The sequence below is a fragment of the Nocardia sp. NBC_01503 genome (assembly GCF_036327755.1).
Lineage (GTDB): Bacteria > Actinomycetota > Actinomycetes > Mycobacteriales > Mycobacteriaceae > Nocardia.
In genome coordinates this window covers 7,044,033-7,068,916 of the sequence record NZ_CP109596.1, presented here as the reverse complement: position 1 = coordinate 7,068,916, position 24,884 = coordinate 7,044,033, and the positions used below count along the sequence as shown (strand labels likewise).

Below are 24,884 nucleotides of genomic sequence, written 5' to 3'. Positions count from 1 at the left end.
CGGGTTGATTCCCGGAGCCCGTCGAGTGTCGGGAGCCGGTTCAGCGCTCGGCGGGAGCGCCCGGCTTGAAGACGCTGCTGGACAGCACCCGCCGCACGGTGATGGCGATGACCGCGCGGGTCGGGTTCGCACGGGGCTGGCGGTAGCGGCCCGCGTACCGCTGCACGGCATCGGCGACCGACTCCGGATCGTCGAGCACGGTCGCGGGCCCCTCCAGGGTGAGCCAGCGCGGACCGTCGACCTGACTGACCGCCGCATAGCCGCCGCGGCGCACATTGCGGACCTTCACCGAGCCGTCATTGGTGATGATGCGCGCGATCCCGGCCTCGGGATCCCAGGTGAAGCCCACCGCGACCACGTGTGGGGTGCCGTCGGCGCGCAGGGTGGTGAGGGTGGCGAGATGCCGCTCGGTGACGAATTCGGTGGCGGCGGCGGAGAGCTCGGGGCGCGTCGAGGTGGTGGGCATGCCGACGACGCTAGCAATCGGGCGGGACATCGCATTCGCCGCGGGCCGTGCGGCGCGGCGGCGGGTATCGCGCGCAGCGGTTCGGACACCTGGGCGCGCCGGGCTGGGCAGGGCGAATGGCAGACTGTTTGCCATGGGATTGGGTTCGCGGGACGCCGATGCGGGCGTCGTATTGCTGCTGGGTGGACGGAGTGAGATCGGGCTCGAGGTGGCGCGGCGACTCGCGCCGGGGCGCGTGGTGGTGCTGGCGGCGCGCCGCGCCGATGATCTCGGCCCGCAGCGAGCCGAATTGAGTGCGGCGGGGGCGGCGCAGGTGCACTGTGTGGAGTTCGATGCCGATGATTTCGCGAGCCATCAGCCGCTGTTGGAGAAGGTGACCGGTGAGCACGGTCCGCTCGGGGTGACGATACTGGCCTTCGGTGTACTGGGTGATCAGGCGCGGGCGGAACGGGATCCGGCGCATGCGGTCGCGGTGGTGCAGACCGACTATGTGGCGCAGGTGAGTGTGCTCACCGGTCTGGCGAATCTGTTGCGCGCCCAGGGAAGTGGGCAGATCGTGGCGTTCAGCTCGATCGCGGGCGTTCGGGTGCGGAGGTCCAACTATGTCTACGGTTCGGCCAAGGCGGGCCTGGACGGTTTCGTCAATGGTTTGCAGGACGCGTTGCACGGCACCGGAATTCACCTGTTGCTGGTGCGTTCGGGCTTCGTCATCGGGCGCATGACCGCGGGGATGGATCCGGCTCCGCTGTCGAGCACTCCCGATCAGGTCGCCGATGCGGTGGTGTCGGCCCTGTACCGGCGCTCGCGCGTGGTGAATGTGCCGCGCACCATCAAGCTCATGTTCATTGCCATGCACTATGTGCCGCAATCGATCTGGCGGCGGATGCCGCGATGACGGGTACACCCGCGGTGGCGTGGCCGGTGACCGATCCGATCGTGGTCGCCGGTCTGGGCGCGGACGGTTGGGACGGACTGGGTGGTCCGGCCCGCCGCGCCATCGCCGCCGCCGAGGTGCTGCTGGGTTCACCCCGCCAGCTGGCTTTGATCCCGGCGACCGAGAGCGCCGCCACGCGGGTGCCGTGGCCCTCACCGCTGGTGCCCGCGCTGCCGGGTCTGCTGAATCAGTATGTCGGCCACAAGGTTTGCGTACTGGCAAGTGGCGATCCGATGTTCTTCGGTATCGGTGTGACCCTGACTCGCCTGGTCGGCGCGGCGGCCCTGCGCGTGCTGCCGCAACCCTCCTCCGCCTCCCTGGCCTGTGCCCGCCTCGGCTGGGGCCTGGCCGAGACCCCCGTCGTGAGCGCCGTCGGACGCCCGCTGGAGACGGTCCTGCCCGAATTGTCCGAAGGCCGCCGCATTCTCGTGCTGAGCTCGGATGAGCGCACCCCGGCGCAGCTCGCGGAACTGCTGTCGCGCAATGGATTCGGCGCATCCGCTCTGACCGTTCTGGAGCAACTCGGCGGCCCGGGCGAACACCTCGTCTCCGGCACCGCCGCGAATTGGCAGCGGCCGCCGGGTGATCCGTTGAACATTGTCGCCGTCGACTGCGTCGCGTCTCCGGAATTCCCCCGCCTGACCCGGGTACCCGGTCTCCCGGATGCCGTGTATACCGGCGACGGACAACTCACCAAATATGAAATTCGCACCCTGACGATCGCCGCTCTGGCCCCCGCTCCCGGCGAATTGCTCTGGGATGTCGGCGGCGGCTCCGGAACCATTGCCATCGAATGGTGCCGCACCCATTCGACCTGCCGCGCGGTCACCTTCGAAAAAGTCGAGACGCGCCGCAAACAAATCACCGAAAATGCCACGGCCCTGGGCGTTCCGGGCATCGAATTACACGGGCCCGCACCCGAATCCTTTGCCGGACTGCCGTTCCCGAGCGCGATCTTCATCGGCGGTGGCTTGACCCATCCCGGCCTCTTCGACGCCTGCTGGCAACATCTGCCCGCCGGCGGTCGCCTGGTCGCCAACGCGGTGACAGCCGAATCCGAAGCCCTGCTGACCACCTTGCGCGCCCGATACGGCGGCGACCTGCGTCGATTCCAGATCCACCGGGTCGAACCCCTCGGCGGCTTCACCGCGTGGCGACCGCAATTGCCGGTCACCCAGTGGGTCGTCACGAAGCCGCTCGACCCGGCTCCGTAGCCCCGATTGCCACCTTTCCGCCGAACCGCGCGCGAGCCGCCGCTGACCCACCGTCCTAAGACCGTGTCTCATGTCGTCGTGATTCGTTTTACCGCGTGTCGGATTCGATTGCGCGGCATGATGTCTGGCCGTGGTCGATGAGTTATCGCGCCGGTTGGTGCCGGACGAGTTGTGGGAGCTGGCCGAGCCGCTGCTGCCGAAGTTCGCCCCGCGCAAGCAGGGCGGCGGCTCCGCGCCGACCGACCAACGGGCAGTGTTCACCGCCGTGGTGTACGTGCTGACCAGCGGCTGTGCGTGGCGGATGCTGCCGCCGTCGTTCGGAGTCACCGTGCCGACCGCGCACCGGCGGTTCACGGTGTGGACCAAGGCCGGCCTGTGGCGCCGTCTACACCGGGCCGTGCTCGATGAGCTGGGCAGCCAAGGATTGGTCGACTGGTCGCGAGCGGTGATCGACGCGGCATCGGTACGAGCGAAAAAGGGGGCGATCTGACCGGACCGAATCCGGTCGATCGCGGCAAATCCGGCTCGAAGATCCATGTGCTCTCCGACCGTGCCGGAATCCCTCTGGCCGTTGGTGTTTCAGCGGCAAACACCAACGACGCCGAAGCTCTGCGGCCGTTGGTGAAGGCGATTCCGCCGGTGCGCTCGCACCGCGGTCCGAGGCGGCGCAAACCGTCGAAGTTGCACGCGGACAAGGCTTACGACATCGCCGAGTTGCGTCGGTGGGTCCGCGATCGAGGCATCGCTGTCCGCATTGCCCGCAAGGGCATCGAATCCAGTCAGCACCTGGGCCGGCACCGCTGGGTCATCGAACGAACCATGTCCTGGCTGACCGGATATCACCGCCTCAACCTGCGGTTCGAACGCAAGGCCAGCCACTTCTGCGCCTTCCTGACACTCGCTGCCGCGCTCAGCTGCTACAAGAAACTCGCGAAGGCGAAACCCGCGACATGAGACACGGTCTAAGGCGGCGGGAGTGGTGAGGTACGGGCGTCATACCGGTCTGGCCGAGCAGGTGCAGGGTGCCCGGTGCGGGCGCGGCGGGGGCGGTACCCGCGCACACCACGACGGTGGCGACGGAAACGGAGCCGACAGCGGCGATGACAAGCTTGCGACCGGTATTCACGCGGGAGTTCACCTCGGATACAGCAGACGGACAGATATCAGCACAAGCAGAATCTCGGCAATTGCGAATTGCCTAATCGTATGACCCCCGTATTCATGGGGTGATTCTTGGTTTACGGCGTGATCGATTCAAGGTGGCGAGCGCCGTTACAGTGGGGGTGGCCAGCGGATATCGATTCGTCCAACCGATAGGGAGGCAGGGTGAGCCGGGTAGCCGACGATGTGCTTCGGTCCTTCGACGCGATGGTGGCGGGTGCCGATGCGCCGGTGTGGATCGTGACGGCCCGGTCCGAACGACGGCGGGCGGGTTGTCTGGTCGGTTTCGCGGCGCAGGTCAGTATTGAGCCGCGCCGATTCCTGGTTGGACTCTCCACCGCGAACCACACTTTCGAGATCGCCGAGGGCACCCGACATCTCGCGGTTCATCTGCTCGATGCGAACAGCGTGGCACTGGCACAGCTGTTCGGTGCCGAAACCGGTGTGGAGCTGGACAAATTTGAGCATTGCGAATGGCATACGGGTCCACACGGCCTGCCCATACTCGGTGGCGCCGCCGCGTGGTTCACCGGTGCGGTCGTGCAGCGGGTCGAATTGGGTGATCATGTTGGATTCGTCCTGGCCCCGACGGCGGCCAGCGCACCCGCGCCATCGACGACAAGTCTTCGCTTCGCGGCCGTCGCCGATCTCGATCCCGGCCAGCCTGCGGGGTAGACGGCATTCCGGCTGTATCAAGAGGTGAGTGGCAGTGTCGACAAGTCGTCATTGCGAGTGTTCGAGATGCCCGGGTGTCTCCGGGAAACCGATGCCCGGGCCACTGCAGGATGCTCGGACGTTGGCCCAGCAACTGGTCGGTCACTTCGTAGACAAGGTGATTCCGTACGGCACCTTGCCGGGTGATGTCGTCTCCGGGGATGTCACCGCGGTGACGCGGGTCTGCCTGGAATTGGCCGTGGACATGCTCGACGGTCAGGACACCCCGGCCAAGGTCGAGCGATTGGCCGAGGCCGCGGCGGGATGGGCGCGCGAGGGTGCGCCGATCGGTACGATCCTGCACTCGATTCACGGGGGCTTCAAATTCGGCATGGACCTCATCTCGGAGAATTCGACGGCGCGGGACCACGGCAATCTGATGGTCGGTGCGAAGCGGGTGGTGGAGATGCTGGACGCCATCAGTGTCACCGTGGCCAATGCCTATGTGCGCGAACATAAAGCGGTGGTAAGCGAGCATCACAATGCGCCATAGATATCGCCGCCGAGTACTCCGCGCTGGCACTCGATATTCCGAGGCATCCGGACGAACTGCATCCGATGCTCGACGGTGAGGTGGTCGCGCGCCGCAAACTGCGCCGGGTGCAGGCCGAACTCGGTGCGACTTGCGGTGGAACGGTACTCGCGCTGTTGGGTGTGGACGGTGGCACGATTCTGATTCCCACCACGACGCTGGCGGACACCGACCTCGATGCGATGGTTGCCCGGCTCTCGGCCGCGGCGCATGTTCGGGTCACCGCGACGCTGGTGGTCACCGCACCGGATGAGGTGCCCTCGGCCGCCGACCGCGCGCACGAACTACTCGATATGGTGCAGCGACTGAGCTGCGTTCCCGGTCTCTACCGGTTCACCGATATGGCCCTGGAGCATCAGCTCACCCGCCCGGGGCCGGGGCGGGAAACCCTTGGGGTGCTGCTGGATCCGCTCGACGACCACCCCGAGCTGATGCAGACCCTGCAATGCCATATCAGCAACAATCTCAATCGGCAGCGCACCGCGCATCTGATGCATATTCACGCCAATACCGTCGACTACCGGATCAGACGCGTCCGCCAACTCACCGGCTTCGATCCGGCGGCGAACTCCGGACTGTGGCAGCTGCATTCGGCATTGATCGCCCGGACCTTCAACGACGGATAGTGCGCTTCATGAATCGCGCCGGACGATTTGGTGACCTCCGATCCCTCGAATTCCGCGGTATGCGTGAACAACTCCTCCCACCCGAACACGTCTTCTCCTGTCGCACGGACCTGTTCACCTTCGCCGCCCTCGGCCAATTGCGCACCACCGACAATTGGCACCGCATCGCCCGCGAGTGGCTCTACGACGAGCCCACGGCCACCGAAATCGGGCGTGCGATCCACAGCTGGCGACTCGGCCGGAACCGGCTGTGATGACGAAAACCCGGGGTTGATGTCGGCGCTGACCGGGCCGTCGAACGGCTCCGGCGCGCAGGCCGGTGCATTGACAGGGTCGGTGACGACTGCTACTAATTAATTAGTGGACCAGCTAAATTGGTTCGGGATATCGCGCCGCGGCGAGCGCAGTACGAGGAGATCGTATGGCCGGTACGGACTTTCGCCCCAGTCCCTTCCTGAGCGGGCATCACCGGCCCAATCGGATGGAGGTGGACGCTCCGGATCTGTTCGTCTCGGGCGAACTGCCCGAGGATCTGGCCGGGGTGTTCTATCGCAATGGGGCCGAGCCCCTGTATCCGCCGACCGCCGAGGACTATCACTGGTTCGACGGGGACGGCATGGTGTACGCGTTCTTCCTCGAGGACGGCCGGGTATCGATGCGCAATCGGTGGGTGCGCACGGATAAGTTCTTACTCGAAAGCAAGTATCGGAGAAGGCTTTTCGGGGTGCATGGCAATCCTGCGACCACCGACCCGCTGGCGGCGCGAACCCGGTACAACACCGCCAACACCAATATCATCATCCACGGCGGTAAGTTGCTGGCGCTGATGGAGGGCGCACCGCCGGTCGAACTGGATCCGCGCACCCTCGAGACGATCGGCGAAGAGCATTACGGCGGCGTGGTGACCACCACCTTCTCCGCGCATCCCAAGCTCGACCACGCCAACGGTGAGCTGATCAATATCGGATCCGTCGCCCGCCGGGGCGGCACCGCGCCCGAAATTCGTTACGACATCCTCGATTTCGAGGGCGTGCCGATCAAGACCGAGACCATTCCGGTACCGCATCAGAGCATGATGCACACCTTCTTCGTCACCGAGAACTATGTGGTCTTTCCGGTGACGCCATTGGATGTGAGTATTCGGCGGGCCATCGCGGGCGGTCCGATGGTCGCGTGGGATCCGGACCGGCCGACGAAATTGGGCGTAATGCCGCGCCGCGGAACGGCTGCGCAGGTGCGCTGGTTCGAGGCCGCGCCACGGCAGATGATGCACGAGGCGAATGTATGGGAGCAGGACGGCCGCCTGATCGCCGATGTGGCGGCGGCGGATGGCACCGCGCTGTTCCCGGATACTCACGGCCGCAAACGATCTCACTGTGAGACCAGGCAGAGCCTGCGCCGCTGGACCATCGATCCGGCCGCGACCACCGATGTGGTGCGCGAGCAGATCATCAATGATCGTGATATCCAGTTCCCGCGTCCGGACGATCGGCTCATGACCCGGCGCACCGACCACGCCTTCGCCAATAGCAATCTGCGTTCGGTGGACGGCCGCGCGGACGGTATGGACGCGGTACTGCGGGTCGACACGCGCACCGGCGCCGAGGATCTCTACCACTTCGGACCCGGAGCGGCGGCCGGTGAACTGATCTTCGCCCCGCGCGTCGGCGGTGCCGGTGAGCTCGACGGGTACGCCCTGACGCTCATGCATCGCGCCGGCGCGGCCGAAACCGAATTGGTGGTGTTCGACGCGGGCGATCTGGCCGCCGGACCGCTGGCGCGGGTGCTGATCCCATTCGCGATTCCGAGCGGATTCCATTGCAACTACTACAGCATCGACAGTCCGCTCTATCGCCAGGCGATGCGATAGCGGCGTCCCGGTGCGACGGCCCGCGCGTACGCGGGGCCCTTCCACAGCGCGAAACTCAGGAGCGTCACGCCATGAAGACGATGCAGGAAACGGCCGAGATCGAAATCCGTAATCCGGCTGACGGGCGGATGGTGGGGCGGGTGCGCGATCATGCGGTCGAAGAGGTCGCCGAAGCGGTGCGCGGTCTGCGCGCGGCCCAACCCGCCTGGGCGGCGCTCGGGGCGCGCGGGCGCGCGGAATGGCTGCTGCGACTCCAGGATTGGCTGGTCGACCATACCGCCCGGCTCACCGATGTGGTGCAGTCCGAGACCGGAAAGACGCGGTTCGATGCCGCGATCGAGGTGCCCTGCGCGATCGATCTGGCCAAATACTGGGCCGGTCACGCCGCGAGGTTTCTCGCCGATGAGCGTCCGGCTCCGCACAGTCCGATCGGCCGGACGAAGCGCCTGGTCACCACATTTCGACCGTATCCGGTGGTCGGAATCATCACCCCGTGGAATCTGCCGCTGATGAATCCGTGCTTCGACGCTTTCGCCGCGTTGATGGCGGGCGCGGCCGTGCTGCTGAAACCGTCGGAGGTCACCCCGCTGAGCGCGGTCGAGTTGGCACGCGGGTGGGCCGAGATCGGTGCGCCGCCGGTGTTCGCGGTGCTGACCGGGGCCGGTGCGACCGGTCGCGCGGTGGTGGATGCCGTTGACTACGTACAGTTCACGGGGTCGACCGGGACGGGGCGCGCCATCGCTACCGCGTGCGGGCAGTCCCTGACCCCGTACAGCCTCGAACTGGGCGGTAAGGACCCGGCCATTGTGCTGGCCGACGCGGATGTGGACCGGGCGGCCGCGGGCATCGTCTACGGCGGGCTGTTCAACGCGGGCCAGGTGTGTATCTCGGTGGAGCGGGTGTATGTCGAGGCGCCGGTGTACGACCGTTTCGTGGCCGCGCTGACCGCACAGGTCGAGGCGCTGCGTCTGGGCGGAGACGATCGCGGTTTCCGGTACGACATCGGCGCGATGGCGACCGCCGCGCAGCGCGATATCGTGCGGCGTCACGTCGAGGAGGCGGTGGCGGCGGGTGCCCGAATCCTGACCGGTGGCAAGGCGATCGGGTCCGGGTTGTTCTTCGAGCCCACCGTACTGGTGGATGTGGATCACTCCATGGCCTGTATGACCGAGGAGACGTTCGGGCCGATCCTTCCGGTGGTGCGGGTGGCCGATGAGGATGAGGCGGTCCGGCTGGCCAATGATTCGGTGTACGGATTGTCCGCGACCGTGTGGACTGGGGACCGCGCGCGTGGGGAGCGTATCGCGCGCCGACTCGAGGTGGGCGCGGTCAATATCAATGACGCGTTCGCGAATCTGGTGAATTTCGCGCTGCCGATGGGTGGTTGGAAGGATTCCGGTATCGGCGCGCGCTGGGGCGGCGCCGCCGGAATCCGGAAATACTGTCGCCAGCAGGCGATTACGGTGCCGCGTCAGGAACTGCGGCGTGAACCACTGTGGTATCCGGCATCGCGGTGGCGGTCGGCGCTGGTGACGGGTCTGATGCGGGCGGTCGACGCGCGCGGCGTACGCAAACTGCCGGAGCGCTTGCGCCGCAACCGATCCTGAGCCGATCGAGGGGCGATGCCGCGAACGGCATCGCCCCTCGGGCACTCAGGCGCGGGGCGTGAAATTGCCGTGGAAGGTCAGCGGCAGATGATGGCGTAGGGTCCCCACGTAGACCGGATCGGCCTCGATATTCGCGGCATCGAGAATTCGCAAATGCGCCAGTGAATTCGGCCGATCCTGGGTGGCGACCAGTAGCCAACCGTCATCCTCGGCGCTCGCGCCCGGACGCGGGGTGAAGATGGCCTCGTGCGCGAAGTGGTAGACGGGCAGCCGATGCAACCGCTGTGCCCCGGAGATGTTGTCCACCTTGGCGATCGCGTTGGGGTAATGGTGTCCGTCCGCACCCACCGCCAAATAGGTGTAGCGGTTCCGCCGACTGGTGTAGCCGAGATTGAAGGTGGGGAAATCGCCCTGTAGGTCCGACAGATGTTCGTGTATCACCCGGTCGGTCTTGGTGATTCGCAATCGCAGCAGTGTCCCGCCGTACGGCATGCCCGCCTCGGCGAGTCCGTCCTGTGCGCCCGAGAGTTGGCCGTTGAGCTGTTCCCAGGAGGCGTGATAGTTGACCAATTCGACGACGGTATCGGACCCGTCCTCGTAGGTATTCGCCAGATGCAGGTGCATGAGCGGATCGGTGTGCAGGATGCGGGGCCTGCCGCCGTAGCGGGGGAGTAGCGAGATCATGGTGCCGCGCGCGGCCTCGTAGTCGATGGCTTCGATGTAGTTGCGCATGCCCAGGCCCGCGGCCATCATCTTGCCGATCGGGAAGACCAGGGGCGCGGTCACGAAGACCATATGTTTGGGGGTGAGTCCGAAATCGTGATTGAACATGGGGCGCGGCAGCGGTACCCGCCCCACTTTGGTCAGTACTCCGGCGCGGTTCACGCGATAGCAGACCAGGCCGGGATTCGGGACCATGGCCAACCCGAAGTTGTACATGTCGCCGGTCACGGTGTCCCACTTGGGATGTGCGGAGAACGCGCCGAGCCATTTGAGCGCACCGTCGAAGCGGTGCACGCCGAGAGTTCCGAGGGTGTCCGGATCGATTTCGGTGGGCGGTCCGCCCTCCCACAGTGCCAGTAGCTTCCCGGCATGCATGACCACACCGGTATTGGCGACATTGGCCGGGAATTGCATTGCGTTGGTGAGAATTCCGCCGGGTCGCAGGGTGCCCAGCGCGCGATAGGGTGCGCCTCCGGTCGAGGTCAGTGATTTGTGGTAGTGCTTGGTGCGGACGAATCGGTTGCGGAAGTGGACCTTTCCGTCGGCGATCGCGAATTTCGAGATCATGCCGTCGCCGTCGAAGAGATGGCCGAGCTGCTGGCCCCCGGCATCGAGTTTTCCGGGACCGTTGCGATACAGCGTGCCCTGCAACTCCTCGGGCGGCGCGCCCTCGAATTCAGTTATGTCGTAGTCGTATTCGTCGTACAGCGGCAGATAGTCGCGGTAGTCGTCCGCGATGACAGGGCTATTCACGGCCCCTCCTGGGAATCGTTGGGTGAACCTGCCGGACGCACGCGCAGCGTGCAGGACAGTCCCGGCAGATGGGGTTCGAATTCGAGGGGTATGGGGGAGTTCGCGTCGAATACGCTCTCGCAGGCGGCCTTACAGCCCATGAGACACGAATTCCGCTGGGCGGTACCTGTTCCGGTGGCGGTGTGCATGGCGCATTCGGGGATCTCGTACACCAGCGTTCCATCGGCCTCGACTCCGGTGCGATGGACGGGACCGACCAGGAAGGTGGCGAATGAGACCCCGGCATCCATGACCTCCGGATAGAACCGCGTCGGCACGAAGCCGACGGTGCCGAAGGCGGGTAACACCATTCGCAGCCACCGGCGCAGCCGCGACGCGACCGCGCCGGAGACGAGTTCGGTCACATCCGCTTCGGGCAGATGACGGGCCAATTCGCTCGCGGTCCACTCCAGTTCGCTGATGAACTGCCCGTATCGGCGTTGCCAGGAGCGACGCGGTGATTCCAGAGCCGCGCCGCGGGCACGATGCACGGTCAGTGCCGACCAGCCCGCATCGACGCCGGATCGATCGTCGCTGACCATGCGCAGCACCGGCAGGAGCACTTCCTCGGGAATATCGCCGACCTTGCCGAGCATGGACCGCATGATCAGATCGTCACGCAGGGCTCCGAGCGCACCGGCGCGTGGGCGTGAATTCCGTTGCAGGGTAGTCATTGTCACCTTCTCTCCCCGTGACCGACGTCACGGGATCTCGACCTTCGCGGCCAGCCAGCGGCCGTCGATCTTCTGCATGGTCATGACGATGCGGCTGTGATCGATCCGGGCATCGGGCATCTCGGTATTGGAGACGGTCTGATCCACGAACAGCAGCACCACCACCTCATCGGCGGACGCGGATTTGACGGCGCTCCGGAGTACGACACCGTGACCGGTGGCCTTGTGGTCGATGAGCAGTTGGCGCAGACCGGCACTGGATTTGGTGTAGGTATCGCGGAATTCGCCGGTGGAACCGTCCAGCACCGCCTTGAAATTGGCATCCAGGTTGCCGGTGTCCACCGAGGTGAGGGTGACCGCGTAGTCCGTGGCGGCGCGGAGCGCGGCCTGACCCGCCGCATCGATATCGCGGGTGTGCTGGTATTTCCAGCCCAGCACGCCGGCGCACACCGCCAGCGCGACGATCAGAACCGCGCTCAGATAGGGCAGGACACGGCGTGCCCGGTTCAGTGCCGCTCGGGTTCGGGTGATGCGTGCGCCGAGTTCGGGTTCGGCGGGCTCATCGGTTGTGTCGGTCTCTTCGCGCTCCTGGACCTGCTGTTCTGTCATCGTCCCCTCCTGATGGGTCTAGTTGCCGTGCCGCCGCGGTTCGGAATCCGGTGGCATGGCCGGGCCGCCGTAAGGCAGTGGAATGGTGTGCGGTCCCGGGGGTGTCGGATCGGTGCGCTGGTTGGGATCCCAGCCCGGTGGGGGACCGGCGGTGTCGTCACCCGGAGGTCGCGGTGCGTTGCGCGCACCCCGGACCAGCAGTGCGGGATCATCACTGGTGCAGTAGGTATTGACGAACGGCTCGGGATAACTGGGATCGAACGGCACATCCCGGGGGTGCGGATAATCGCAGAAATGCCGGAAGTACAGGCTCGCCACCGCCCACACCCCACCGTCGTGCATGATCGACTGCACCGCTTCCAGCAGCGATCCGCGATCGTCGCGGAACAGCTGCGCCAGCGCCGGAACCCGGATATAGGACAGTTGGGCGACGGTGGTCAGATTCCCGAGCAGTTGCACCATGGTGGGGGAGTTGTCGGCGATGATCCTGTCCATATTCGCCAGCACCCCCGGGGTGGTCTCGATGAGCGTGCGCAGGCCCTGATCCTTGGCGCCGACCCCCGCGAGGGTGTCCGCGAGTGCACCGGTGGCGGTACGCAATCCGTCGGCCTTATCGGTCACGAGTTGGAAGACCGGCCGACTCGCCCGCAGTAGCGCAGTGGTCTGCGGTAGCACCCCGTCCAGGGTGGAGAACATGAGCTGCATGCCGGAGAGCAGCTCGCGCAGCTTCTCCGGCCCCTGCGCACTGACGCCGAGCTCATCGACGATACTTTTGAGCTGATCCGGATTCGCCTGCGCCAGTACACCATCGGCGTTGCCGAGTACCTGCCACAGCGGAATGGGGGTGGTGGTGCGGCTCTGGTCGATCACGCTGCCGTCGGTGAGCAACGCGCCGTCACTGCCGGTGGGCTGGAAGTCGAGATACTGTTCGCCCGCGGGTGACAGCGCGGAGACACGGACCAGGGTGTCCCGGGGGATGCGAGCGCGGGCGTCGATCAGGACGACGGCCTCCGCGCCGTGCTCGCGCAACCGCACCGACTGCACCCGTCCGATGGAGACTCCGCGCAGCGTCACATCCTGATTGGCCAGCAGCCCACCGGATTCGGCGAGCTCCACCCGAATTCGCAGCTGCGCCGCGAATGGGTCCGAGCGCAGCGCCCCGAAGATCAGGTAAGCCGCACCGACCGCCACCAGGATGACCTGGGCCAGCGTGGACACCAGCAATTTGTGTGAAATACCCAGGCGCGCAGCGCGAACCAGCACCCGCGCGGGCCATTCGAGCGGATTCATCTGCCCGGCCCCCGCACCCGCTCACCCAATTGGGTGAGGACGAAGGCCAGTGAACCCACGAAGTTCGCCCAATCCGCTTGATCGGGGAGCGCGAACGCCGGATCGGCGTAGTGGCCTGGATCGTCCACCGGCCCGAGTACCACCTGGCGCAACTCCACATCGGCGTGCGCGGCATTGGAGCTGAAGAACTTCAGGGTCGGCGGCAGGATGCGTTGCAGATTCGCCATGGTGACGTGCGGGTCGGTCGCGGACTCGTTGAACGCGGCGGCGAGGTCGTTGAGGTCCTTGATCAGGCTGCGGGTATCGGTGCCCTGTATCGACGGGAATTTGCCGAGCTGCGCGGTGAGCGCGGCGACCTGATCGGCGAGACCGGTGATCTGCGCGGTGTTGTCCGCGATCACTGCCAGCGCCGGCGCGGTGGCGGTCAGGATCTCGTTCATCGAGTTCCGGCGGGCATTCAAATCATCTGCCAGCGAAGCAGTTTCGGTGAGCACCCGGTGCAGCTCCCCGGATCGGTCGGAGAGCGTGCCCAGCAGCTCCCGGGATTGCCGGATCAGTCTGGTGAGCCGATTCCCGTCATCGCCCATGGCGGTGCCCATACCGTTCAACACCTGGGTGAGATTGTGGAAGACACCGCCGTTGACGAGCAGCGCGGTGGAGGCGAGCACCTCTTCGACCGTCGCGCCAGGCAGGGTGTCCGGCAACGCGATGGTGTCGCCGTCACGCAGGCGCGCGTCGGTCGCGCCGCCCCCGGCCGGGGGCCGAAGTGCGATGAAGACATCGCCCAGCGGTGTGGCGGACCGTAATTCGGCGGTGGTGCCCCTCGGCAGTGCGACGCTGTCGATTATCCGCATGGACACCACGGCGGTGTAGTCGCGCGCGGTCATGGACTCGACCTCGCCCACATCCGCACCGCCGACCCGCACCTTCGCGCGGTTGGGCAGGTTCAGCGCATTGGAGAAGACCGCGTTCAGGTGATAGCTGGGCCCGCTCACGCCCGGCGCGGGCAGCGGCAGGTCCTCCAACGTGGCCGAGCAGCCTGCCAGTGGCAGCGCTATCGCGCACAGCAGTACCGGAATCCGGCGCCGGCGGCTCATTTGCCCATCCTGGTCATGGCCTCGAGCACGGAGGTGAGGCCGAAGTCCGGGCCCATATCGCTGAGATTGCCGGTATTGCAGCCGAGTTGGCGCAGACCGAGAATATTGCAGACCTGTTTGGTCATCGAGCTGTCGAAGAACACATTGTCGAAATGCGCTCCGACGCGGAGGTTTCCATTCTTCTGATCAATGGCGTCGTACACATTGTCCACGGCCAGCGGTGCGAGATCGAATACCTCGGCCAGCTCCCTCCGGTAGTCGACCAGCGCCCGGGTGAAGGAGGTGCTGCTCGCGACGGTGGCGGCGAGATTGCCACCCTGGTCGGCCAGCAGGGTGTTCAACTGTTCGAGTACCGAATCGAGCCGCCCGCCGGTATCGCCCCGCCCCAGTTGTTCGGATTCCAGCAGTTGCGCCAGCTGCCCGATATCGGCGCCGAATCCGTTGATGGCCTGCTGATTTCGATTCGCGGCGTCGACCAGGGCGGAGAGGTTGGTGACGATTGTGCTGATGTCCTGCCGGGTGGCCTCGCCATTGCCGGAACCGGTGCGCATGGCATCGGAGAGTGCCGCGAGCGCCGACTTCAATTGCGGCCCACTGGTGTGCGCGACCTCGGAGGTGGCGTCGAGGATATCGGCCATCGGCCCGTCTCCGGTGCCGTTGCCGCGCAGCGAGCCACCGAGCTTGTCGACCATGGCGATAACGCGATCGAATTCGATCGGGGTGCGGGTGCGATCGAGTCCGAGCACCGCGCCGGAGTCGAGGGTCGGCCCACCGGTATAGGCGGGGGTGAGTTCGACGTGCCGGTCGGTGAGAATCGAGGTGCCCACGGTGACCGCCTGCACATTCGCCGGGATCCGCACCGTGGCGTCCACCGTGAGTACGGCCTCCACATAACCGCCGCGCGCGGTGATCTGCTCGACCTTGCCGACCGGCATGCCCAGTACCGCAACGGTATTGCCGCGGTAGAGGCCGATCGCATTATCGAACTGCGCGGTAATCCGCAGGGTCCGGTCGGTTCCGGAGAACAGCAGGTGCGTGCCGAGGGTCGCGGCGGTGATCAACACGGCCAGTACGAGGATGGCGCGCAGCGCGGTGCGCGGGCGGAGTTTCTTCACTGGCAATCCTTGAACGACTGGAGGGCCGCCGGGATGTCGTGGATACCGGCCTGCGCGGCGATGGCGCACATCCAGGAATCCATCATCAGGCCGCCGGGCAGCAGGAAATCCAGGAAGGGACCGGACCCGGTGGCATTGGCGATATTGCGCAGGGCCACCGGCATGACCTGGAACATATTGCGCAGCAACGCATCATGGTCGCCGAGTAGGGCGGTGAGCTGGCGGATATCGGTGAGCATGCCGTCGATATCGGTGTGATTCACCTTCAGCAGGCCGTCGGCGGTGTGCACCAGGTTGGTGGCGGCATCGAGCAGGCGCACGACCGCGGCCCGCCGCGAAACGATCTCGCGCACCAGACTGCCGCCCTGGGTGACGAGCACGCCCATATCGGATTGCTGGTTCCCGAGAATGGTGGCCAGCTGTGCGGTATTGCGCAGTAGTGATCCGATCTCACCCCGGCGGTCGGCGATGACCTTGGAAAGGTTCTGGACATTGGCGAGGGCGTCGGGCAGCACGGCCGGGGTATCGCGCAGCTGCGCCGCGAGCGCCTGCATGGATCGCGCGAACTGATCGGCATCGACCTGTTCGAAGGTGCCGGTGGAATCCTGTAGTAGCTTTTGCAGATCGTACGGAACAGTGGTGTGCGCCAGGGGTATTCGCCGATGCGGCGGTATGCCCGCGCCCGCCGGTCTCAGTACCAGTTCGCGCGCGCCGAGTACGGTGGTGAGCTTGATGGCTGCGGTGGAGTCCGCTCCGACCGGGACATCCTTATGGATCTTCATGGTGACGAGTACGCGGTCACCGGCCAGTTCGGTGCCGTCCACGGTGCCCACCGGTACCCCCGCCACGGTTACCTGATCACCCGTGCGGATACCCGCCGCCTGGCCGAATTCGGCCGAATAGGTGATTTCGCCCCAATGCAGCTGGGTAATGGCGGTGGTGGTGGCGACCACCACGGCGATGACGGCGATCGAGATCGCGCCGATCCACGCCCTACTGCGGGTCTCGAGTGCACGTCCGGGGCGGAAGAATCTGTGGCGCATAGTATTTCACCTGCACATCGGCGAGTATTCGCGGTGGCCGCCGGGCGTTGCCGCATCGACGATGGCCGGGATGACTGGGCTGAGGAAGTCGGCGAGGGTGATATTGAAATCGCAGGCCTGCGCGCTCATCGCCGTGCTGTCGCCGGTGACTCGCGCGAGTCCCTTGAATACCGCCGGAATATTCGCGCCGAGGGCGGCCATCCCGTCGGGATTGGACACGATGGCGGAGAGGAATCCGGGCTGGCGTCCCAGCAGGGCATGGAGATCCGGACCGACACCGGTCATGATCGCCGAGAGCCTGCCCACCACCGTGGAGATCGATCCCATCGACGAAATCAATTCGTCGCGGCGGTCATTGAGCCCGGTGATGACGGCGCGTACCTGGGTGAGGGTGGTTTCGAGTGCCGATCCCTGCCCGGCCAGGGTCTGGGTGACAGCGTCGAGGCTGGTGATCACCCGCCCCAGGATCTGATCGGGGCCGGCCAGAGTCTCTGCCAGCCGCGAGGTTTCGGTGATCAGCACGGCCAGCGCGGTGGTATCGCCCTGCAGGGACTTGATCAGCGCATTGGACATATTGCCGCGGTTACCGGGATCCAGCATGGTGAACAGCGGCTCGAAGCCATTGAGCAGCGCGGTCACATCGAACGAGGGCTCGGTGTGCTCGATCGGAATGACGGCCCCGGCGGGTAGCCGTTCGGGGTGCCCGTAGTCGGCCGGGGAAAGTCCGAGATACCGCTGTCCTACCAGGTTCTGGTACACCACGGCGGCTTTGGTATTGCCGTAGATCGGCTGGTCGCGTTGGATGCGGAAACGCACCCGCGCCCGCGTGCCGTCCAGATCGACCGAATCGACGCGGCCCACCCGCACCCCGGCCACCCGCACATCGGAACCGGCCTTCAGGCCCGAAGCATCGGTGAAGACGGCCGAATAGCCGTTGGTGGGACCGGGGACATCGCGGCGCAGCGTCACCAGAATCATCCAGGTGAGCGAGAGGCAGACGGTCAGGAACGCGGCGAGCCAGACCACCCGGCGGCGGTGGGCGGTAATCATCGACCACCGTCCGATGGCGCGAAACTGGGTGGCAGCGCGGGCATTCCGAGGGGGCCGAGCAGTATTCGATCCGCCGGATTCGCGGCGGGCGGCAGCGCGGGCAGCGCGACTGTGCCCGGTGGCGGTACATAGTTACGCATATCGGGGATGCCGGTGGTCTCCGGGATCGGGGTCGTCTCCGGCGCGGAATCGCAACTGGGACCGCGTAGTTCGCCGTACACCGGACAGTCGGCGCGCACATACAGCCGCAGCGGGGTCAGCGAGACGACCAGCCGGAAGGTGAAGGCGAGTTTGCTGCCGCTGCGCGTCCACAGCTCGTCGAAGAATTTGTCGACCGTGTCATTGAGCCGCACCATGACCGCCGGATACTTGGCGTGATTGTCGGCCAGCACGCCGATGACGGGGGTGATGTCGGTGGTGATGTCGACCAGCTGATCGATGTGATTGTCGATCGCGGTGTTCACGGTGCCGAGCGTGGTGTGCGCCCCGGCCAGCAACCGCACCAGCTGGGCCTGCTGTTCGGCGACCGTGCGCATCGGGGCGACCGCATCGTGTAGCGCGTCGACGAGTTCGGGTGCGCTGCCGCGCAGCGTGGCGATGGCGGTCTCCCAGGTCCGCAGCGTGCTCGGACCGGTATCGCCCGCACTGAGCGAATTCATCTCCGCCGTCACGCGATTGAGCCCGTCGACGGCGGCGGTCAGCTCGGGTCCCTGGCCCACGGTGGCGTCGGAGAGCGTCCGAATGAGCCCGAGGGTCTGTGCCGCGCCCGGCCGCGCCACCGCGGCGAGCAGCTCATGCACCTTGGCCAGGGTGCCCTGGAACAGCTGGGTGGGCAGGGTGCGATCCTCGGCGATCCGGGAACCGTCCCGCAGCGCGGGCGCGTCGCCATTGTCGACCAGCTGCACCGAGGAGACCGCGAAGGCGTTGGCGGGCACGATGCGAGCGGTCACCGTGTTCGGAATGTCCCGCGCGTATTCGGCTTTCAGGTCGATGTGCACGATATTCGGTGTGCCGTCCCGCGCCGGGGTGACCAGTCGCACCATGCCGACCAGTACCCCGCGGAACTTCACATCCGATTTCTTGGGCAGCCCGTCACCGACCGAGCTGAGCTCGGCCGTGACCCGGACCCGTTCGTCCAGGCTGCCATTGGATTTGGCGATCAGCAGCCAGGCGCAGAGCGCGCACACCAGGGTGAACGCGGTGCCGGTCAGCAGCAGCGCCGCGGTGGAGGGACCCCGGCCGTCGAGTTCGAAGGTATTGCCCACCGTTCAGCCCCCGAGCCTGCCACCGGCGTCGATACCCCAGAACGCCATGGTCAGCAGCATGTTGAGAATCGTCATGAGGGTGATGCTGGCGCGCATGGCCCGTCCGGCGGCAATGCCGACACCGCGCGGGCCACCGGTGGCATAGAAGCCGTAGTAGCACTGGACGGTGGCCATGATGGCCACGAAGATGGCCACCTTGATCACCGCGAAGATCATGTCCCGCCCACTCAACATGAGCGTGAAATAGTGCAGGTAGCTACCGGACGGCTGACCGCTGGAGAAACCGACAACCGCTTGGCAGACCAGGAAATTCAGTGCCAGGCAGGCGATGAACAGCGGGACCACCGCCAGCGCGGAGGCCAATACCCGCGTGGTCACCAGGTACGGGATCGGCCTGATGGCAACCGATTCCAGGGCGTCGATCTCCTCGCCGATGCGCATCGCGCCCAGTTGTGCGGTGAACCGGCACCCGGCCTGGATGCCGAAGGCCAGTGCCGCCATCAACGGCGCGAGTTCGCGCACCGCGGCGAGCGCGGTAATGAGTCCGGTCGCGGGCCCGAGGCCGAGCAGGCTGAGCGCGTTATAACCCTCCAGCCCGACCACGGCCCCGCCCGCCGCGCCGACGATGAGCACCACGCCCGCGGTGCCGCCGCCGACGACGACCGAACCATTGCCCCAGGTGACATCGGAGAACAATTGCAGGAATTCGCGCCGGTAGCGGGTCAGCGCCAAGGGAGCCCCGGCCAGGGCGCGGAAGAAGAAGGCCACCATATGCCCCACCCGCGAGAGCTGATAGGACACCGGGCGCGCGATCGCGGTGATCGGGCGCAATGCGACGGGGGAGTAGGTGGCCGCCATCTCAGAAGCTCGCCTTGGGAAAGAGGATCAAATACATCTGGGTGAACAGCACATTGACCACCATGAGCAGCAGAATCGACTGCACCACAGCGGCATTCACCGAATTCGCCACTCCGGCCGCGCCGTGCCGGGTGTCGAGACCCTTGTAACAGGCGACGATGGCCACGATCACCCCGAACACCACCGCTTTGATCAGCGTGAGCACCAGATCAGCGACGGTGGCGAAAGAGGAGAAGGTGGCCGTGTAACTGCCCGGCGTGCCGCCCTGCAGCACCACCGTGAAGGCGTATCCGGCGAGAAATCCGATGAAGCAGGTGAATCCGGTCAAGGCGACCGCCACCACGATGGAGGCCGCCAGCCGGGGGACCACCAGTCGCCGGATCACCGAGACGCCCATGACCTCCATGGCATCGGTCTCCTCGCGAATGGTGCGCGAGCCGAGATCGGCGCTGATGGCCGAACCCACGGCCGCCGCCATCAGAATCGCCGCGACCAGGGGCGCGCCCTGCCGGATGGTGGCCAGCCCATTGGCCGCGCCCGCCATCGAGGTGGCACCCAATTGACCCGCGAGCAAACCGAATTGAATGGAGAGCGTGACACTGATGGGCACCGTGACGAACAGGGTCGGCACCACGGCGGTCCGTGCCATGAAGGTGGCCTGCTCGACGAACTCGCCGAACGGGAAGCGCCGCCGCACGATATCGGCGCCCAGGTATCGGAAGGCGCGCAGCCCGAGCACCACCTGTCCGCCCACGGTGCGCAGGGCCGCGAGTGGATGCCGATCGGCATAGCCGCGCGACCACCGAATGACCTCTGCCGCGGCGGTACTCGGCATCGGGGAGGGGGTGTAGGCGGGCGTCACCGCCGATCGCCTTCCGTGCACACCACGGATAGACGCTGGAATCCGCGCAGCATGAAGCTGGGTTCGTAGGCGAAGTCATTGTCCCGGCCCAGGCGCAGGGTTTCGAAGCGGGCCGCGAGCTCCTCCAGCGCGATGCGGGACTCCAGCCTGGCCAGTGGCGCACCCAGGCAGGCGTGAATACCGGATCCGAAAGCCAAGTGCGCCTTGGCATTCGAGCGGTCCGGATCGAATTCATCCGGGTGGTCGAAGGATTCCTCGTCCCGATTGGCGGAACCGAAGACCAGGACGACCAACTGCCCTGCGGGGATGGTGTAGTCGCCGAGTTTCGCCTCCGAGGTGGTGATACGGAACATCGACTGCACCGGACTCAGGAACCGCAGTCCCTCTTCGATGATGTCCGCGGCCCGTTCGGCGGGGCGCTCGCGCAGTTCGCTCCAGAGCTCGGGCGTGCGGCCCAGCTCGTGCAGTACGCCGCCGAGCAGTTTGGTGGAGGTCTCATTCCCGGCGATGAGCAGCTGCACAATGATATTGAGAATCGCGCCGGTACCGAGTGGTTCGTCCGCGTCGCCCATGCTGTGCGCGGTGACCAGGCCGCTGAGCAGATCATCGCGCGGATCGGCGCGGCGCTCGTCGAGCTGCGCGGCGAAGTAACGCTGGAACTCCACCATATTGCGCGCCTGTTCCAACAGGCCGGCGTCGTCGAGCTGTCCGCCGACCGTCGCGGTGAACTGATCCGACCAGCGTTTGAAATCGTCGATGCGATCATCGGGCACATTGAGCACCTTGGCGATCACTCGCAGCGGCATCGGTGCGGCGAACGCGCCGACCGCCTCGACCGGCTCGCCATTGGGCAGCGCGGCCACCAATTCCTTTGCGATCGAACGGATCTCGGGTTCGAGCTGGGCGATGAAGCGGGGCGTGAACGCCTTGGCCAGCATGCGCCGGTAGTAGTGATGCTCGGGTGGATCGGCGGTGAGCAGGGTCGGCACCGGCGGCCAGCCCTGCGCCTGAATGGCCTCGACCTCGGCTTTGATGTGATCGGGGATCGGCAGCTGCGGTAGGCCGAAAGCGGAGGAGAAGGTGGTGTGATCCGCGAGGGCCTTGGCGACCAATTCCCGCGAGGTGACGAACCACATGCCCCGCCCGGCGACGAAATGCACGGGGGCGTATGTGCGTAGCGCTCTATGCCAGGGATGGGGGCATTGCAGGGTCTGAGGGTCCAGCGGGTCGAAGGCGTCGACGGAGTGGGCCGGGGTCGCGGTCAAGGCGGCCTCCAAAAAGGTTGTCGTCCACGAGATTTCGTGGCGGCCGAGCCGATCGGCTCGTACTTGACTAATTAGTCGACTAATATAATAGTGATCCGGGTCATAAGCAAGCGGGTGAAAGTGCCCGGGGGATCGGAGGATTCGCGTGAAAGCTCTGGTGACAGGCGCCGGCAATGGCATCGGCCGCGCGATCGCGCACCGGCTCGCGGCGGACGGCGCCGAGGTCGTCGCCGTCGACCTCGATGGGGAGGCGGCCGCGGCGACCGCGAAATCCGTCGGCGGGCGCGCGGTGTGCTGCGATATCTCCGATGAGGCCGCGGTGGCGAGCATGGCCGAAAGTGTCGGCGCCCTGGATATTCTGGTGAACAATGCCGGGATCTGGCGCTCGCACACCCTGGCCGAATCCACCCTGGCCGAGATGGAACAGGTGCTGCGCACCAATGTGCTCGGTAGTTGGCTGGTCACTCGAGCGCTGGTGCCGAAATTCGGCCGCGCGGGCGGCGCGATCGTGAATCTGGCCTCGGTGGTCGCCATTACCGGGGCCGAGGGGCGCGGGGCCTACTCCGCCTCAAAAGCCGGAATCATCGCCCTGACCAGGCAAATGGCCTCGGAGTACGCGCCGCTGGGCATTCGTGTCAATGCCGTCGGCCCGGGTTTGATCGTCACCGAGGGCACCTCGGCCGAATTCGGTCATCCGGGCGTACAGCAGGCGATCGGGGACGCCCTGCCGCTGGGCCGACTCGGCCGGCCCGACGATATCGCCGCCGTGGTGAGCTTCTTCGCCGCACCGGCGGCCGGTTACGTCACCGGGCAGACGCTCTTCGTCGACGGCGGCTGGACCGTCAATGGTTCGGCCTTCATCGCCACTGCCGTCCAGGGCTTTCTGGCCCAGCTTGCCGCGAATTCGTAATCGCCTCCGGCGCAGCACTATTCACAGATCTCGGAGAACCCTCATGACCGATATCGAAACCCCCCGTGACGCCGCCCCCGGGCAGGCGCGCTCGGGCGGACCCTCCGTCCAGAGCCTGCTCGCCACCGATACCCGCGCCGTGCCCGCACCGCTGCTGGAGGAGTCCTACGAATTCCTCGGGTCGCAGGACATCGGCAAGGACCGCTACCTGAGCCCGGAATTCCACCGCCGCGAGGTGGACAAGCTCTGGAAGAAGGTATGGCAGATGGCCTGCCGGGAGGAGGACATCCCCGAACCCGGCGACTACATCGTCTACGACATCGCCGATCTGTCACTGATCGTGCTGCGCACCGAGGCCGGGGAGATTCGGGCCTATCACAATGCCTGCCTGCACCGTGGTACGCGATTGTGCGACGACACCGGGCATGCCGCCCAATTGCGTTGCCCCTTCCACGGTTTCACCTGGAACCTGAACGGTGCGCTCACCGATGTGCCGAGCCGCTGGGACTTCCCCCATATCGAGGATGCGAAGTTCGCGCTGCCCGAGGCCGCGACCGGGGTGTGGGCGGGATACGTCTTCGTCAACCCCGATCCGGCGGCCCGGCCACTGCTCGAGTTTCTCGGCAATCTCGACAAACATCTCTCGCCCTACAACCTCGGTGAGCGGTTCAAGGGCGTGCATGTGGCCAAGGTGATCGACTGCAATTGGAAGGTCGCGCTGGAGGCGTTCATCGAGTCCTATCACGTCATCGCCACTCATCCGCAACTGCTGGACTATCTCGGCGATGCGAACACCCAGTACGACATCTATCCGGGAACCGAGGGCGGCCCCGGCTTCAACCGCATGATCACCCCGCAGGCCACCAGTAGTCCCCTGCTCGGCGAGCAACTCGAACCGCAGGATGTCCTGGAAGCGATGTTCCGTGACTTCTACCCCGAGGGCGTCGGCAATTTCGAAGTGCCCGAGGGCGGTTCGGCGCGGACCGTGGTCGCCGGGGCGCTACGGGATCGGCTCGGCAAGCTCACCGGTGCGGATCTGAGCGGCACCAGCGATTCCGAGATCGTGGATGCCATCGAATACTTCATGTTCCCCAATTTCGCCCCGTGGGCGGGGGTGGGCGCGCCGCTGACCTATCGCTTCCGGCCGTACGGGAACGATCCCGATCGCTGTGTCTTCGACATCATGATGCTGTATCCGCTACCCCCCGGCGCCCCCAAGCCCAAGGGTGCGCCGATCCACTGGCTGGGCGCGGACCAGGATTACACCGCCGCACCGGAATTGGGTGCGCTGGTGGCGGTCTACAACCAGGACCTGTCGAATCTGCCCAGGGTGCAGCGCGGTCTCAAGGCCATGACCAAACCGGGGGTGACCCTGGCCAACTATCAGGAGATTCGGATCCGGCAATTCCACCGCGATCTCGACGCGCAACTCGACTCCTGACCCGGGCGGGGGCGATGCCGTGGAGTGCCGGTGCGATCGAAAACGGCGGACCGCGCGATAATTCCGGCATGACGGAGCGCAAACCAGGTAAGTCCGGTCCCGGTCGCCCGGCCGGGAGCGATAGCGTCGATACGCGCCAGCGCGTACTCGAGGCGGCCATCAAGTGTTTCGCGCAATACGGCTACGGCCCCGCCACCAATAGTGTGATCGCCGAGATCGCCGGTGTCACAGCGGGTTCGGTCTTCTACCACTTCGGCACCAAGAGCAGGTTGTTCGAGGCTGTATGTGCGGAGGTGTACGGACGGATCGTGGAGCGTTCCGCGGTGGCCATCGCGGGCGCACTCTCGGTGCGGGAGTTGCTGCGGGCGCTGCTGAGCGTATCCATGCGGCTCAATCACGAACATCCCGAGCTGGCCGGTTTCGTCGTCACCGCGCCGATCGACGCGCGCCGGCACAAGGAGCTGTCCGAGGCGTTCGCGACGGTGAATACCACCATGATCACGGGGCTGGCCGAGGCGGTGGAGCGAGGGCAGCAGGCGGAACAGATCCCCGCCGAATTGGATCCGGTGCAGATCGCCCGGTTGATCCTGGCCGTGGTCGACGGATTCGCGCACGCGGCGGCGGCCAGTGATCCGATCGCCATGGACACCCTGGACGCACTCTTCGAAAAGCTGCTGCTCGATGCAGCCGACAGTGGCGGGGCGCGCACCGCGAAACGTCGCACCGGATAGCCTGCGGTGCCGCCACTTTCACGTCCTCGCATGCG

At 66.0% G+C, this 24,884-nt stretch carries 24 protein-coding genes and 1 pseudogene; 12 read left to right on the top strand and 13 right to left on the bottom strand.

What is annotated here, in order from left to right:
- Nucleotides 1–40 precede the first annotated feature (40 nt).
- Nucleotides 41–466: a PPOX class F420-dependent oxidoreductase gene (locus tag OHB26_RS32410; protein WP_330181057.1), complete on the bottom strand. Its 426-nt coding sequence runs from the start codon at nucleotides 464–466 to the stop codon at nucleotides 41–43.
- Nucleotides 467–599: 133 nt separating this feature from the next.
- Between OHB26_RS32410 and OHB26_RS32405 the strand changes: the two genes are divergently transcribed.
- The 9 genes and pseudogenes from OHB26_RS32405 to OHB26_RS32365 all read left to right on the top strand — a co-directional run bounded on the left by OHB26_RS32405 (nucleotide 600) and on the right by OHB26_RS32365 (nucleotide 9,124).
- Nucleotides 600–1,361 (top strand): SDR family NAD(P)-dependent oxidoreductase, encoded by a 762-nt coding sequence (locus tag OHB26_RS32405; protein ID WP_330181056.1) that lies wholly within the window; start codon nucleotides 600–602, stop codon nucleotides 1,359–1,361.
- Nucleotides 1,358–2,614, top strand: coding sequence for a precorrin-6y C5,15-methyltransferase (decarboxylating) subunit CbiE (cbiE, locus tag OHB26_RS32400; RefSeq protein WP_330181055.1), 1,257 nt, complete (start codon nucleotides 1,358–1,360; stop codon nucleotides 2,612–2,614). Before OHB26_RS32405 ends, cbiE begins: the two co-directional genes overlap by 4 nt.
- Before the next feature lie 130 nt (nucleotides 2,615–2,744).
- Nucleotides 2,745–3,568 (top strand): IS5 family transposase gene (locus OHB26_RS32395; protein WP_330181054.1). Its coding sequence is split into 2 segments (ribosomal slippage): nucleotides 2,745–3,092 and nucleotides 3,095–3,568, totalling 822 coding nucleotides; the frame shifts between segments, so codons are not numbered across the junction.
- Nucleotides 3,569–3,940: 372 nt separating this feature from the next.
- Nucleotides 3,941–4,450 carry a flavin reductase family protein gene (locus tag OHB26_RS32390; RefSeq protein ID WP_330181053.1) on the top strand — a complete coding sequence of 170 codons (510 nt, stop codon included), beginning with the start codon at nucleotides 3,941–3,943 and terminating at the stop codon, nucleotides 4,448–4,450.
- 121 nt (nucleotides 4,451–4,571) lie between these two features.
- A complete protein-coding gene (locus OHB26_RS32385; protein ID WP_330181052.1) occupies nucleotides 4,572–4,982 on the top strand; it encodes a hypothetical protein in 411 nt (136 codons plus the stop codon).
- A gap of 65 nt (nucleotides 4,983–5,047) precedes the next feature.
- Nucleotides 5,048–5,647 (top strand): PucR family transcriptional regulator, encoded by a 600-nt coding sequence (locus OHB26_RS32380; RefSeq protein WP_330181051.1) that lies wholly within the window; start codon nucleotides 5,048–5,050, stop codon nucleotides 5,645–5,647.
- Nucleotides 5,648–5,679: 32 nt separating this feature from the next.
- Nucleotides 5,680–5,901 (top strand): annotated as a pseudogene (locus tag OHB26_RS32375) (AarF/ABC1/UbiB kinase family protein); the annotation flags it as partial.
- Between the two features lie 167 nt (nucleotides 5,902–6,068).
- Nucleotides 6,069–7,517: a carotenoid oxygenase family protein gene (locus tag OHB26_RS32370; protein ID WP_330181050.1), complete on the top strand. Its 1,449-nt coding sequence runs from the start codon at nucleotides 6,069–6,071 to the stop codon at nucleotides 7,515–7,517.
- Between the two features lie 71 nt (nucleotides 7,518–7,588).
- On the top strand, nucleotides 7,589–9,124 hold the full coding sequence (locus OHB26_RS32365; protein WP_330181049.1) for an aldehyde dehydrogenase family protein: 1,536 nt from the start codon (nucleotides 7,589–7,591) through the stop codon (nucleotides 9,122–9,124).
- 45 nt (nucleotides 9,125–9,169) lie between these two features.
- Here the strand turns inward: OHB26_RS32365 and OHB26_RS32360 are convergent, their stop codons facing one another.
- From OHB26_RS32360 to OHB26_RS32305, 12 genes are read right to left on the bottom strand one after another with little or no spacing between them, the layout of a single operon-like run.
- Entirely contained in the window at nucleotides 9,170–10,600 is a 1,431-nt protein-coding gene (locus OHB26_RS32360; protein WP_330181048.1) for a carotenoid oxygenase family protein, read from the bottom strand.
- On the bottom strand, nucleotides 10,597–11,319 hold the full coding sequence (locus tag OHB26_RS32355; protein ID WP_330181047.1) for a hypothetical protein: 723 nt from the start codon (nucleotides 11,317–11,319) through the stop codon (nucleotides 10,597–10,599). Before OHB26_RS32355 ends, OHB26_RS32360 begins: the two co-directional genes overlap by 4 nt.
- Before the next feature lie 21 nt (nucleotides 11,320–11,340).
- The gene (locus tag OHB26_RS32350) at nucleotides 11,341–11,922 is read right to left on the bottom strand and encodes a hypothetical protein (protein ID WP_330181046.1); all 582 of its coding nucleotides are present in this window, start codon (nucleotides 11,920–11,922) and stop codon (nucleotides 11,341–11,343) included.
- Between the two features lie 18 nt (nucleotides 11,923–11,940).
- Nucleotides 11,941–13,212 carry an MlaD family protein gene (locus OHB26_RS32345; RefSeq protein WP_330181045.1) on the bottom strand — a complete coding sequence of 424 codons (1,272 nt, stop codon included), beginning with the start codon at nucleotides 13,210–13,212 and terminating at the stop codon, nucleotides 11,941–11,943.
- On the bottom strand, nucleotides 13,209–14,309 hold the full coding sequence (locus OHB26_RS32340; RefSeq protein WP_330181044.1) for an MlaD family protein: 1,101 nt from the start codon (nucleotides 14,307–14,309) through the stop codon (nucleotides 13,209–13,211). The genes OHB26_RS32345 and OHB26_RS32340 overlap by 4 nt, the downstream gene beginning before the upstream one ends.
- Entirely contained in the window at nucleotides 14,306–15,424 is a 1,119-nt protein-coding gene (locus OHB26_RS32335; RefSeq protein WP_330181043.1) for an MCE family protein, read from the bottom strand. The genes OHB26_RS32340 and OHB26_RS32335 overlap by 4 nt, the downstream gene beginning before the upstream one ends.
- The gene (locus OHB26_RS32330) at nucleotides 15,421–16,467 is read right to left on the bottom strand and encodes an MCE family protein (RefSeq protein ID WP_330181042.1); all 1,047 of its coding nucleotides are present in this window, start codon (nucleotides 16,465–16,467) and stop codon (nucleotides 15,421–15,423) included. Before OHB26_RS32330 ends, OHB26_RS32335 begins: the two co-directional genes overlap by 4 nt.
- Nucleotides 16,468–16,473: 6 nt before the next feature.
- A complete protein-coding gene (locus OHB26_RS32325) occupies nucleotides 16,474–17,517 on the bottom strand; it encodes an MlaD family protein (RefSeq protein ID WP_330181041.1) in 1,044 nt (347 codons plus the stop codon).
- Entirely contained in the window at nucleotides 17,514–18,782 is a 1,269-nt protein-coding gene (locus tag OHB26_RS32320) for an MlaD family protein (RefSeq protein ID WP_330181040.1), read from the bottom strand. The genes OHB26_RS32325 and OHB26_RS32320 overlap by 4 nt, the downstream gene beginning before the upstream one ends.
- Nucleotides 18,783–18,785: 3 nt before the next feature.
- A complete protein-coding gene (locus OHB26_RS32315) occupies nucleotides 18,786–19,640 on the bottom strand; it encodes an ABC transporter permease (RefSeq protein WP_442942771.1) in 855 nt (284 codons plus the stop codon).
- A gap of 1 nt (nucleotide 19,641) precedes the next feature.
- On the bottom strand, nucleotides 19,642–20,475 hold the full coding sequence (locus OHB26_RS32310) for an MlaE family ABC transporter permease (protein WP_330185846.1): 834 nt from the start codon (nucleotides 20,473–20,475) through the stop codon (nucleotides 19,642–19,644).
- 23 nt (nucleotides 20,476–20,498) lie between these two features.
- Nucleotides 20,499–21,767 (bottom strand): cytochrome P450, encoded by a 1,269-nt coding sequence (locus tag OHB26_RS32305; protein WP_330181039.1) that lies wholly within the window; start codon nucleotides 21,765–21,767, stop codon nucleotides 20,499–20,501.
- 145 nt (nucleotides 21,768–21,912) lie between these two features.
- Here OHB26_RS32305 and OHB26_RS32300 point away from each other — a divergent pair, with 145 nt between their 5' ends.
- The 3 genes from OHB26_RS32300 to OHB26_RS32290 all read left to right on the top strand — a co-directional run bounded on the left by OHB26_RS32300 (nucleotide 21,913) and on the right by OHB26_RS32290 (nucleotide 24,849).
- Complete coding sequence (locus tag OHB26_RS32300; protein ID WP_330181038.1) at nucleotides 21,913–22,677, top strand: SDR family NAD(P)-dependent oxidoreductase; 765 nt, start codon at nucleotides 21,913–21,915, stop codon at nucleotides 22,675–22,677.
- Nucleotides 22,678–22,720: 43 nt separating this feature from the next.
- Nucleotides 22,721–24,118, top strand: coding sequence for an aromatic ring-hydroxylating oxygenase subunit alpha (locus OHB26_RS32295; RefSeq protein ID WP_330181037.1), 1,398 nt, complete (start codon nucleotides 22,721–22,723; stop codon nucleotides 24,116–24,118).
- Between the two features lie 68 nt (nucleotides 24,119–24,186).
- Nucleotides 24,187–24,849, top strand: coding sequence for a TetR/AcrR family transcriptional regulator (locus OHB26_RS32290; protein WP_330181036.1), 663 nt, complete (start codon nucleotides 24,187–24,189; stop codon nucleotides 24,847–24,849).
- Nucleotides 24,850–24,884 lie beyond the last annotated feature (35 nt).